Consider the following 12,209-nt stretch of genomic DNA (forward strand, 5'->3'; position numbering starts at 1 on the left):
GGTGAAACTCAGACTTCGAGCAGCTCGACTTCGAACACGAGCGTCGCGTTCGGCGGAATCACGCCGCCTGCGCCGCGCACGCCGTAGCCGAGTTGCGGCGGAATGGTCAGCTTGCGCTTGCCGCCGACCTTCATGCCTTGCACGCCTTCGTCCCAGCCCTTGATGACCATGCCGCCGCCCAGCACGAATGCGAACGGGTCATTGCGGTCTTTGCTCGAATCGAACTTCTGGCCGTCAGTCAGCCAGCCCGTGTAGTGCACGGTCACGGTCTTGCCGGCCACGGCTTCGGCGCCGGTGCCTTCCACGAGGTCTTCGTATTTCAGGCCGGATTCGGTCGTCACAGTCGACATGCGTTGCTCCTCAATTCAAAACGTAAAAGCGACATTGTAGGCGCGTTGAGGCCAATCGCCGAATCCTGCCGGGTTGTGTCGGATCGAGCAGATGGCACACGGATTGCGTCCTGCCTCGCCGCCTACCGGACTGGTCGGCCCGGACGGGATGCCTATAATGAGGCTTCCTGCCATCAACCAGCATTGCCTGAGAGGACTCGATCGTGACTACGTCACCCACCGGGACTGCTGGCGCCCAGCCGGCGTCCGCCGGCTTCGTCATCTCCGAACGCAGCGCGCTCCTGCGCGCGGAAACCGCGTTGTTCATGCGCGATCATGTGTTGTCGCTGGTATCGCACGACTTGCGCGGTCCATTGAATGCGATTCATAGCTGGGCGTATGTTCTCGAGCGCAAGCTCGACGCGAACGATCCCAATTCGCAGCGCGCGATCACCGGCATTCGCAGCGGCGTCGATCAGCAGGTGAAGCTGCTCGAGACGATCGTCGATGCGACGCGCGCCGAAACGAAATCGCTTGCGCTGCACTACGAACCCTTTCCGCTGCATCCGCTGCTCGACGAGACCGTCGAGGAAGTCCGCACTGGCCTCGCCCGCTCGCGCGGCGTGGAAGTGCGGCTCGACTCGCAGCTCGCCACCGAGCAACTGAACGGTGACCGCGCCCGCCTCGCCGCGGCGCTATGGCTCATGCTGACGTTCGCCACCGAAGCGAGCGCGCGCGACGCCGAGGTTGCACTGGCCGCGCGCGTCGACAACGGCACATGGCACGCGAGCGTCACGTACCAGACGAACGATGCGGCATTGAACGACGCCGCGCTGCCACATGTGCTCGAAGCGTTCGCGCGCAAGCAGGCAGGTGAGCCGCGCGAGGCGAAGCGCATCGCATGGGTGTTCGCGTTGTGCAAGCGCGTCGCGGAGGCGCACGGCGGCAACTTCGAGCAAGTCGATCCGACCGAAGCGGGCAGCGTCGCGGCGACCGCCGCCACGCTCGTGCTGCGCGTACCGATGAGCGCGACGGCACCGAAATGAGTGCCGCGCGCGAATGCGTTGGCGCACGATAAATATTTCATCGAGCTTTCAGTCTCTATACTGACGACTTTTGTTGCCGGAGCCCCTCGCTTTGATCCAGGTTGTCGCCCTCATCGGTGCAGCGTTTCTGGTTGCCCTCAACGGCTTTTTCGTTGCCGCCGAATTCGGTCTGGTCAAACTGCGGCAGACCCGCGTGCAAAGCCTCGCCACCCGGCATGGCATGCGCGGACGTCTGCTCGCGAAGGTGCACGGACAGCTCGACGCTTATCTCTCGGCGTGCCAGCTCGGCATCACGCTCGCGTCGCTCGGGCTCGGCTGGATCGGCGAACCCGCGTTCGCGCAACTGCTGATGCCGCTGTTCGCGATCATCGGCGTCGAGTCGGAGCAGTTGATCCACGGCATCTCGCTGTTCTTCGCGTTCTCGTGCATTTCGTTCCTGCATATCGTGGTCGGCGAACTCGCGCCGAAATCGCTGGCGATTCGCGAGGCGGAGAAGATTTCGCTGTGGGCGGCCATGCCGCTGTACGCCTTCTATTGGGTGATGTACCCGGCTATCTGGGTGCTCAACAAAAGCGCGAACACCGTGCTGAAAGCTGCGGGGCTCGATAGCGAGCACGGCCACGACTCGCATTACTCCACCGAAGAACTGAAGCTGATCCTGCGCGGCCGCCGCGCGAACGTCGCGAGCGAATTCGGTTCGTCGGCCGGCGCGTATAGCCAGGACGAATGGAACACGATCGCGCATTCGCTCGATTTCTCGCGCATGACCGTATCGGACCTGATGCGGCCGTCGCATGAAATGGTCGGCCTGCGACGCGATTTGCCGCTGCGCGAGAACATGCAGGTGGTCGCGCGGCATCGTTTCAGCCGCTATCCGCTGTTCGAGGATGCATCGGGCGAGCGCGTGGCCGGCATGATCCATCTGAAGGACCTGCTGCTTGCGCGCCAGGCGGGCAGCACGCTCGACGACCTGTCGCGCTACGTGCGGCCCGTGCAGTACGTGAAGCCAGAGATGCCGGCGCTGGAGCTGTTCCGGCGCTTTCGCAAGGGCGCGCCGCACTTCGCGCTGGTCGGCCACAAGAACGCGAAGCCGATCGGCTTCCTCACGCTCGACAACCTGCTCGGCGCGCTGGTCGGGCAGATCCACGACGAATTCCGCCAGGGCGACGCCGACTGGACGCGCATGGACGACGGCACGCTGATGGGCAAGGGCAGCTTGCCGGTGGTATCGCTCGAACGCGCGCTGGGTATCGACATCGATGAAGGCAAGGCCGAATCGGTCGGCGGCCTCGTGATCCAGGCGCTCAACGATCTGCCGGGCGAAGGGCAGCGCGTCGAGTTCGAAGACTTCGACGTCGTCGTCAAGAAGATGAAGGGACCGCGCATCGTGCTCGTGCGCGTGTATCCGAAGGTGTTCGACGACGAGGGCGGTTGAGGCGCGAGCCAACCTCACGCCTCAGCCGGTCTCACCGCGTCAGCTTCGCGGCACCCCATCCTCGACCAGTACCGCGACCGGCATCGCGGCGAGCGCGTCGCGCAGATACAGCAACCCGTGATCGTCGACTTTCGGCGCGGCGGGGCTCAGCCAGTCGAACAGCGCACGCGCCGACAGATCGGCCGGCATTTCGATGGCCGTATCCGCCCATTGCGCCGGCTCGACGAGCGGCAGATCCGTGGCGGCGCCGAGCAAGCCCGTGGCCAACCGGCTCGCAATCACCACGGCCCACGCATTGCCATGCCGTCGCGCAAACGCGATCACGTTCGACGCATGCGCGCCGCGCACCTCGAGCGGCAGATACGTGCCCTGACTCAGCAGTTCCGGCAGATGCGCGCGCAACGCCAGCACACGCTGAATCACCGCGAGCTTCACGCGCCCGTCGCGCCAGTCCGCGAGAAATTCCGACGGCGGCGTTTGCGTTTGCGGCAGCCACGCCTCGCGTTTCGCGAAATCGACGGGCCGCCGATTGTCCGGATCGACGAGGCTGAAGTCCCACAGCTCGGTGCCTTGATAAAGATCAGGGATCCCAGGCGAGGCGAGACGCAGCACCGTCTGCTGCAGACTATTGAGCGCGCCCGCGCGGCCGATCCGCTCGACGAACGCCGATAGCTCCTTCAGAAAGGCGTCGCGCCGCTGCGGCGCGAGGATGCCGAACACGAATTCGCGGCAGCCGGCTTCGTAGGCTTCGTCGGGCGCGAGCCAGCTGGTTTGCAGCTTCGCTTCGCGCAGCGCCTTCAACTGCCATTGCGCGACACGCTCGGCCAACTCCTTGACGCCGGCTTCATCGTCGGCACGCAGCGCCGGCGGCCAGCAACCCACCAGCGTCTGATACAGCATCGCCTCGGCGGCGGGGCCGGGCGCCCATGCGTCGCTCTTGTCCTCGCTCACGCTGCTGATCGGCGCGCCGTCGAGCGCGCGCCGCTGCGGCGCGTTCAGCGTCGACCATGCACGCAACGTCGCGCCCCACTCGTCGGCGATCTCGCTGAGCACCGCGAGCCGCGCGCGCACGTCTTCACCGCGCTTGTGATCGTGCGTGGCGGTGGCGAGCATGGCATGCGGAAAGCGTTGCGCGCGCTCCAGGTTGCCCGCGTGAAACTGCTCGGCCGACAGTGCGAACTCGCCCGGGTCCGAGCCGACTTCGTTGCGCGACAGCAGACGGCCGTAGCGATAGCACGCGGTATCTTCGATCGCCTTGGCGGCGAGCGGCGCGGTCAACTGCGAAAACAGCGTTTGCGCGCTACGCCTAGCCGAACCCACATGCGGGGGCGGTCCACCGCTTTGCGCCTGCTGCTGCGCCTGCGCGCCGGGCCGCACGGGCGGCGCGTCTTCGGCGCTGCCGCCGAGCCACGCACTCACACGCTCGAGCGCGACATGGTCCGAGCGCGGCAGCGAAGCGCGCGCGCCCTCGAGCGCCGGCTCGAAATAGACGTTGTCGGCGGCGCTGCGCAGGGCGTTCTGCGGATACATGCGGTACACGGGAAAATGCACGACCAGTTCGGTCAGCACGCGGCGCAGCGTCGTGTAGGTGAAGTCGCGCGTGCTCAGCGAATCGCGTGCGATCCGATGCAGCGCGCGCGCCGCACGGTCCAGTTCCGCGGAAAGGTTTTCCGCGAGAACCTTGCGACGCGCTGCGAGCGCTTCGTCGGCAAAGCGCGCGCTGCGGCCCGTGAGTTCGGCCCACGTGCGCGCGAGCGGCTCGGCACCGGCCGGATCGTGCAGCAGCGCGCCGACGTCGCTCATGAAGTCGTAGCCGGTGGTGCCGTCGACGGGCCAGTCGTCGCGCAACGGCTCGCCGCGGCCGAGAATCTTTTCGACCACCACGTACGGCGCGGTGTCGCGCAACTCGCTGAGCCGTTGGCGCAGACGCTGGCAGTATTCGCGCGGCTCGGCGAGCCCGTCGATGTGATCGATCCGCAAACCGTCGATGAGCCCTTCGCGATAGAGACGAAAGATCAGCGCATGCACGGCCTCGAACACCTCGGGCCGCTCGACGCGCACGCCGGCGAGGCCCGCGATGTCGAAGAAGCGCCGCCAGTTCACTTCGTCGGAGGCGGTGCGCCACCACGCGAGGCGGAAATGCTGGCGCTCGATCAGCCGATGCAAGCGGTCGCGTGTGACCGGATCCGCGGGCGCGTAAGTCTCCAGCACGAACTCGATCGCCGAGCCGCCTTCGCGCGCGACGAACTCGCGCAGCGCGTCGCGCGCTTCGGCGGCACGCGGCTGATCGGCGGGTTGCGTCGTGAGGCCCTGAAAGCGACTGGCGAGCGCGCTCAGATCGGCGCGGTCGGCGCCTTGCAGGATCACCGCGTAATCGACCGGGCAGACCGGGAACACGTGCGGGCCGTAGCCGATATAAAAGCGTGCGCTGTCGGCATCGAAATGCAGCCCGATGCGGGCCGCCGCCAATTCTTCACCGTACGACGCGCCGAGCGTCGGCAGCAGCACCTTGCCGCGCAGCGCGGGATCGGGCGAATGCCAGTCGACGTCGAAGTGACGCGCATAGGCGCTGTGGCGGCCCCATTCGAGGATGTCGAGCCACCATGCGTTGCTCGATCCGCCGACTCCCATGTGATTCGGCACGATGTCGACAACGAGACCCATGTCGTGCGCGCGCAGCTTCTCGACGAGGCGCTTCAGGCCCGCCTCGCCACCGCATTCGGCGCTGACCTGGGTGTAGTCGACGGTGTCGTAGCCGTGCAGCGAGCCGGGTGCGGCCGTCGTGATCGGCGAGGTGTAGACGTGGCTGATGCCGAGCGCGGCGAAGTAGTCGACGTGCCGCGCGGCGTCGTCGAACGTGAAGCCTCCATGAAACTGGAGACGCAACGTGGAGCGAGGGACGGTCATGGCGTGTCGGGCTCCGCAGACGTGTTGGATGAAGGCGCGGCCGCACCGTGCGCGGCCGCGGCGCGGCGCGCGCTGTCGACGGCCAGCAGGCGGTCGGTGAACGTGGGGTCGTCGAACATCGCGTCGATGGCCAACGACATGCGGCGGCGCCAGTTCGGGTGTTCGTCGATCGAGCCCGGCAGGTTCGGTTGTTCGGCGAGCGCGAGCAGGTCTTCGAGCGGGAACGTGACGAGCGCACCGGGTGTGGAGGCGACGAACGCGAGCGCTTCGTCGACCGGCGCGTTGTCGGCGTCTGGCTGCGCGACGTCGCGCGCGGCCACGCCCGCTTGCTGGAACGCGCGCCACAGGTCGGCACGTTCGCCCGCGCGCGCTTCGAGCGCCGCTTCCTCGGGATCGCGCCCGTCGGCGCGCGCCATCGTCTGGCCGATGCGGTTGCGCCAGATGATGTCGCTGCCGCGCCACCAGCCGGCCACGGTCGGCAGATCGTGGGTGGTGGTCGTGCCGACCGCGTAGCGGTCCCAGGCGGCCGGGGCCTTGAAGCCGCGGCCGTCGGGCGCGCCTTCGAACCACAACACGCGAATCCCTTCGATGCCGTGCTCGTCGAGCCGTTCGCGAAAGCCAGGCGGCACGGTGCCGAGATCCTCGCCGATCACGATCGCGCGATGCCGCCAGGATTCGAGCGCGATCAACCGCAGCAGGTCTTCGAGTGGATAGCGCAGATACGCGCCGTTGCGTGCGCTTTCGCCCTCGGGCACGAGCCACAGACGTCGCAAGCCGAGGATGTGATCGATGCGGATGCCGCCGGCGTGCGCGAATGCCGCGCGCAGCATGTCGATGAAGGCGACGAAGCCTTGCGTGCGCATCGCGCGCGGCGAGAACGTGGTGAGTCCCCACGACTGGCCGGCCTGGTTGAACAGGTCGGGCGGCGCGCCGACCGACACGCCCTGCAGCATGTCGTCGGGATAGGACCATGCATGACTGCCGGCGCTGTCGCAACCCACCGCGAGATCGGCGATCAGGCCGATCGCCATGCCGGCTTCGCGCGCGGTGTGCTGCGCGTGCAACAGGCCGCGCGAGGCGAGCCACTGCAGGAACAGATGAAAGTCCACTTCATGGCGATGCGCGGCGGCGAATGCCTCGACTTCGGGGCTGCGCGGGTCGCGCAACGCGTCGGGCCAGTTACGCCAATGACCGTCGCCGCCCTGCGCGAGTTGCGCGGCCTGCAGTGCTTCGAAGCGCGCGTGATCTTCGAGCGCGCGCCCCGCGCGTTCGCAGAAGCCGTGAAATTCGAGCGCGCGTGGCGAGTGCTGGGGACGCTCGTTCGCGTCGAACTGTTCGTACAGTGTGCGCAACACCCTGAGCTTCAGCGGTGTCGCGTTGGGCCAATCGATCAGCGACAGGTCCTCGTATTTCGACCATGCGGTGCCGGCCTGCGCCGCCGCGGACGCAAACGCTTCCGCGCCGAACAGCGCGGCCGGATCGATATGCGTGACGTTGAGCCACAACCGCGACGACGGCGCGTAGGGGCTGAAGCGCTGGGGCTGCGCGCTGAACATCGCGTGCGTCGGACTGACCGCGAGCGCATGCGCGCCGCGCTGCGCGCCGTGCCGCGCAAGCTGTGCGAGCGCCGTGTAATCGCCGATGCCGCCATCGCCGATGCGGCGCAAGCCATACAGCTGCGCGGCGATGCCCCACAGCGGCGGCATGGGCCGCGAGGCGGCGCGATCGGTTTCGCCGCCGTGTAGCGTGCGCCACGCGTCGGCGACGGTATAGCAGCGCGGCGGCGCGATCGCGAGCGTCATGCGTTGATCGTTGATGACGAGCGTGTGATAGCCCGCTTCGTCGATCGGCGCGAGCAGCGCTTCCTCGCCTTTCGGGGCAGTGAAGCGGCCGTCGATGATCGCGCCGCTCTCAAGCTCGATCCGGTAATGGCTACCCGACTTGACCGCGGCCGCGGGCAGCGCGATGCCACCCCCGATCACCGCGGTCATCAGCGGCGGCAGTCGGCGGCCCGATAGTTCGGCCTCCAATGCAGCCGCGCTGTGGCGGATATCGGTGGCGTTGGCGCACGGCAGACCCATGCGTTCGAGCAGCGTCGCGAGCGTGTTCTCGGGCACGTGTTGCGTGTCGTCGTGCGCGTCCTGCCACTGCACCTCGAAGCCTGCACGGGTGGCGAGCGCGGCGAGCCGGTCGTTGGGGCGTCGGGTCGTCACGCGCGCTGCTCCTCGTGCGATGCGATGCGCGCGTCGTGGCGGCTCGCGAACTCGTTGATGTCGCCGGTGAGCCACGCGATGCACGCCGACGCGGGCAGCACCCGCGCATCAACCTGCTCACGCGCGCGTGGCGGCGTTTCGAAGATGATCTTGCCGTCGGGGAGGGTGTCGAAAGCGACGTTCTGCTGCGACAGGTTCAGCGCGATCGACAACGTCTCGCCATCGCCGAGTCTCCAGCGCGCGATCAGCGCGTTCGCGTCACCGCCGCCGGTGTCGCGCAGCACGGTCGCACCGCGCGACTTCGTATGCTTCAGGCGCGGCGTGATCAGCTTCGCGCGCACCGCGAGCGCCGACTTGTAGTAATGCATCCACTCGAGCCGCTCCGGTATCGGCGTGGCATCGGGTGCCGGGGGCGACGAGGCGGCGAAGGTCTTCGCGTCGTTGGGATCGGGAATCTGCGCGCGACGCTGTTCGTCGCTGAACGCGGCGAAGCGTGCGAACTCGCGGCGACGTCCTTCGCGCACGGCATTGGCGAGATCGCCGGTGTAATCGGTGAAGAACAGGAACGGTTGCGTCGAGCCGTGCTCCTCGTCCATGAACAGCAGCGGAATCTGCGGCGACAACAACAGCAACGCGGTCGCGGCGCGCAGCGCGTCGTCGGTCGTCAGCTTGCGCAGACGTTCGCCGAACGCGCGATTGCCGATCTGATCGTGATTCTGCAAAAACATCACGAACGAGGTAGGCGCCAGATGCGTACTCGCTTCGCCGCGCGGCGCACCATCATGCAGCGGCGATGGCTCGCCCTGATACGCGAAACCTTCGGACAACACGCGCGCGAGCCGGCGAATCGGTTCGTTTGCATACGCGTGGTAATAGCCTTCGGTTTCGCCGGTCAGCAGCACGTGCAGCGTGTTGTGCGCGTCGTCGTTCCATTGCGCGTCGAAATGCGCGTCGAGCAGGCTCGCGCTGTTGTGCTCGTTTTCGAGCACCAGATGCACATAGCGGCCATGCTGCACGCGCGTACGGATATGGTCCGACAGCTCGCGCAGCCACTCGGGGTGGTCGATCGCATGCACCGCATCGAAGCGCAGGCCGTCGAAACGGTATTCGTTGATCCAGTAGACCGCGTTATCGGTGAAGAAGTCGTTGACTTCACTGCGCTCGAAGTCGATCGCCGGACCCCACGGCGTGTTGACACCTTCGCGGAAAAACGGCTTGGCGTAGGTGTGCAGATAGTTGCCGTCCGGTCCGAAGTGGTTGTAGACAACATCGAGGAATACCATCAGGCCGAGACCATGCGCGGCGTCTATCAGCGCTTTCAGCTCTTCGGGGCGGCCGTACGCGGAGTCGGGCGCGAAGGGCAGCACGCCGTCGTAGCCCCAGTTGCGGCGACCGGGAAAGTCATTCACCGGCATCAGTTCGATGGCGGTGACGCCGAGCGCGGCGAGCCCGGGCAGGCGCTTGCGCACCCCCGCGTAGCCGCCCATTGCACCAACGTGCAATTCGTACAGCACGGTCTCTTCCCAGGGCCGACCATGCCAGTCGGTGTGTTCCCAATGGTAGGCGCGCGGATCGATGACCTCGCTCGGGCCGTGCACGTCCTGCGGCTGGAAACGCGAGGCCGGATCGGGCACCGTCTGCCCGTCGTCGAGCCGGAACCGATACAGCGTGCCCGCGCCGCTATCCACGGTGGTCTCGAACCAGCCGTTGCCGGCCGGCGTCATGTCATGCACGCCCTGCGCGGGGCCGTTGTCGATGGCCACCTGCACGCTTTTGCACGACGGTGCCCAAAAACGGAACCGCGTGCGCGGTCGCGTGCCGCTCGCGCCGATCAGCTGCGCGCTGAACGGCAGGCAATGCGCGTGATGATGCGCGTGAGGATCAATCGGACTTTCAGACATGTCTTCACCATTCGAATCCGCTATCGAGCCCGATAGCACTGCGACGTGACGCAGCAAGCATTGAGTCGCAACATTCTTGCCACCCCGGCGCATCGTTCATTGCGAATCGTCACCGCCTGGCGTCTGCGTGCCCGGATCGGGCGGCAGCGCGGTCAACAGCCGCGGGCCATGCTGCGCGCCGGCCTTCCAGCCGGCTTGCCAATCCGCTTCGCCGGTCGGCTGGGCGGCGAGTATCACGAGGCCATGCGCGGCGACGTCGAGTTCGGGCGTCGCGAGCCGTTGCGGCGCCTGCTCCGGATCGGCCGTGTCCAACAGCACATGCCATTCCAGGTGCGGCGCGGGCGGTACGAACTGCAATGGTTCCTCGTGCGCGTTGAGCATCATTAACAATACTTCGGTTTCGTCATTCAGGCCCGGCCCCGCGCGACGCAACGTGAACGCGCGGCCCTCCGGGTCCTGCCACGCTTCGATCGTCAGCGGATCGCCGTGCTCGTCGAACCAGCCGACGTCGAACAGTCCGGGCAGCACTTCGCGGTCGCCGAACAGAAAACGCGTTTCGCGCAGCAGCGGATGTTGCTTGCGCAACGCGATCACGCGCGCGACGAACTCGGTCATGCGCTGGCCTTCGGGCGAATCCGCGAGATCCCAATCGATCCACGATATGTCGTTATCCTGACAATAGGCATTGTTGTTGCCGCGCTGCGTGCGTAGCGCTTCGTCACCGGCGAGCAGCATCGGCGTGCCGAGCGCGATCATCAGTGTCGCGATCAGCGAGCGCGACACGCGGCGGCGCGTGGCGAGAATCGCGGGATCGTCGGAGACGCCTTCGACGCCCCAGTTGCGGCTGCAATTCTCGTTGTGGCCGTCGTTGTTGTCTTCCTGGTTGGCTTCATTGTGCTTCTGCTCGTACGCGGTGACATCGGCCAATGTGAAGCCGTCGTGTGACGTGACGAAGTTCAGCGACGCCCACGGCTTGCGATGCCGCCGGTTGAACAGATCGGCCGAGCCGGTCAGGCGCGCGGCGAGGTCGGGCCGCAGCCCCGCGTCGCCGCGCCAGAAGCGCCGCACCGTGTCGCGGAAACGATCGTTCCATTCGCTGAAGCCCGGCGGATGATTGCCGAGCTGATAGCCGCCGGGGCCGATATCCCACGGCTCGGAAATCAGCTTGCGCTGCGACAGCACCGGGTCCTGGCGCAACGCGTCGAACAGACCCGAGCCCGGATCGAAACCGTGGCTCTCGCGCCCGAGCGTCACGCCGAGGTCGAAACGGAAGCCGTCGATGTTGAACGCGGTCGACCAGTAGCGCAGCGAATCCATCACCATCTGCATCACGCGCGGATGGGGCAGATTGACCGTGTTGCCGCAACCGGTGTCGTTGATGTGGTGGCGCTCGTCGCCGGGAATCAGCCGGTAGTAGCTGGCGTTGTCGAGGCCGCGCCACGAAATGGTCGGGCCCATCTCGTTGCTCTCGCAGGTGTGGTTGTAGACCACGTCGAGAATCACTTCGATGCCGGCCGCGTGCAGTTGCCGCACGGCGATGCGCAATTCGTCGAGCCGGTGCGTGCTCAAATAGGTCGGCTCCGGCGCGAAGAACGCGGCGGTGTTGTAGCCCCAGTAGTTGCGCAGGCCGCGCTCCACGAGGAAGCGGTCGTTCAGATAGGCGTGCACCGGCAGCAACTCGACCGCGGTCACGCCGAGCTTCAGCAGATGCTCGATGAACTCCGGCGACGCGAGCGCCGCGAAGGTGCCGCGTTCGTGCTGGCGCAAATCCGCGCGCAGCATCGACGCACCGCGCACGTGCGTTTCGTAGATCACGGTTTCGCCCCACGGCACGTCGGGGCGCTTGTCGTGCGACGGGTCGAACGCCTCGTCGATCACGACGCACTTGGGCATCGCGGGCGCGGAATCGCGCCGGTCGATCGAAAGGTCCGCGCGATTCGAATGCACGCGATAGCCGAACAGCGCATCGGACCAGCGAAACTGCCCGACGAGCTTGCGCGCATACGGATCGAGCAGCAGCTTGTGCGGATTGAAGCGATGCCCGAAATGCGGCTGATAGGGCCCATGCGCGCGAAAGCCGTAAGCGGTGCCCGGATGCGCGTTGGGCAGATAGCCGTGCCAGACTTCGTCGGTGCATTCGGGCATGGCGTAGCGGCGGATTTCCTTGCGACCGGTGGAATCGAACAGGCAGAGCTCGATCTTCTGCGCGTTCGCCGAGAACACCGCGAAGTTGACGCCCAGCCCATCCCAGCTCGCCCCAAGCGGATACGGCGAGCCGGGCAGCAGGCGGTCGGGCAACGCATGCGACATGATTTCCCGTTCCTGTTCTGATTGTCGAGGTAGAGCCTGAGTCTGCCTGGGTCTTCATGTAACGGGCG

7 protein-coding genes are annotated in these 12,209 nt (G+C 66.6%); 2 read left to right on the plus strand and 5 right to left on the minus strand.

Annotated features, from left to right (window positions below):
* Nucleotides 1-8 precede the first annotated feature (8 nt).
* Nucleotides 9-350 (minus strand): FKBP-type peptidyl-prolyl cis-trans isomerase, encoded by a 342-nt coding sequence (locus tag CI15_RS12635; protein ID WP_018424138.1) that lies wholly within the window; start codon nucleotides 348-350, stop codon nucleotides 9-11.
* Nucleotides 351-553: 203 nt separating this feature from the next.
* Between CI15_RS12635 and CI15_RS12640 the strand changes: the two genes are divergently transcribed.
* Nucleotides 554-1,375 (plus strand): sensor histidine kinase, encoded by an 822-nt coding sequence (locus tag CI15_RS12640; RefSeq protein WP_062128233.1) that lies wholly within the window; start codon nucleotides 554-556, stop codon nucleotides 1,373-1,375.
* A 91-nt stretch (nucleotides 1,376-1,466) separates the two neighbouring features.
* Nucleotides 1,467-2,810, plus strand: coding sequence for a hemolysin family protein (locus CI15_RS12645; protein WP_062128235.1), 1,344 nt, complete (start codon nucleotides 1,467-1,469; stop codon nucleotides 2,808-2,810).
* 39 nt (nucleotides 2,811-2,849) lie between these two features.
* On the opposite strand, the gene treY is transcribed toward CI15_RS12645, so the two are convergent.
* The 4 genes from treY to glgX form a co-directional block, all read right to left on the minus strand.
* Nucleotides 2,850-5,717, minus strand: coding sequence for a malto-oligosyltrehalose synthase (gene treY, locus CI15_RS12650; protein ID WP_062128236.1), 2,868 nt, complete (start codon nucleotides 5,715-5,717; stop codon nucleotides 2,850-2,852).
* Nucleotides 5,714-7,930: a 4-alpha-glucanotransferase gene (malQ, locus tag CI15_RS12655; protein WP_062128238.1), complete on the minus strand. Its 2,217-nt coding sequence runs from the start codon at nucleotides 7,928-7,930 to the stop codon at nucleotides 5,714-5,716. Before malQ ends, treY begins: the two co-directional genes overlap by 4 nt.
* Nucleotides 7,927-9,831, minus strand: a complete 1,905-nt coding sequence (treZ, locus tag CI15_RS12660; RefSeq protein WP_062128323.1) for a malto-oligosyltrehalose trehalohydrolase — start codon at nucleotides 9,829-9,831, stop codon at nucleotides 7,927-7,929. Before treZ ends, malQ begins: the two co-directional genes overlap by 4 nt.
* Nucleotides 9,832-9,927: 96 nt before the next feature.
* Nucleotides 9,928-12,141, minus strand: a complete 2,214-nt coding sequence (gene glgX, locus CI15_RS12665; RefSeq protein WP_062128240.1) for a glycogen debranching protein GlgX — start codon at nucleotides 12,139-12,141, stop codon at nucleotides 9,928-9,930.
* Between the last annotated feature and the right edge of the window lie 68 nt (nucleotides 12,142-12,209).

The sequence above is a fragment of the Paraburkholderia monticola genome, assembly GCF_001580545.1.
GTDB lineage: Bacteria > Pseudomonadota > Gammaproteobacteria > Burkholderiales > Burkholderiaceae > Paraburkholderia > Paraburkholderia monticola.

Coding starts and splice junctions, on each gene's coding strand:
- CI15_RS12635 (WP_018424138.1), bottom strand. CDS start 350: ATGTCGACTGTGACGACCGAATCCGGCCTGAAATACGAAGACCTCGTG.
- treY (WP_062128236.1), bottom strand. CDS start 5,717: ATGACCGTCCCTCGCTCCACGTTGCGTCTCCAGTTTCATGGAGGCTTC.
- treZ (WP_062128323.1), bottom strand. CDS start 9,831: ATGTCTGAAAGTCCGATTGATCCTCACGCGCATCATCACGCGCATTGC.
- glgX (WP_062128240.1), bottom strand. CDS start 12,141: ATGTCGCATGCGTTGCCCGACCGCCTGCTGCCCGGCTCGCCGTATCCG.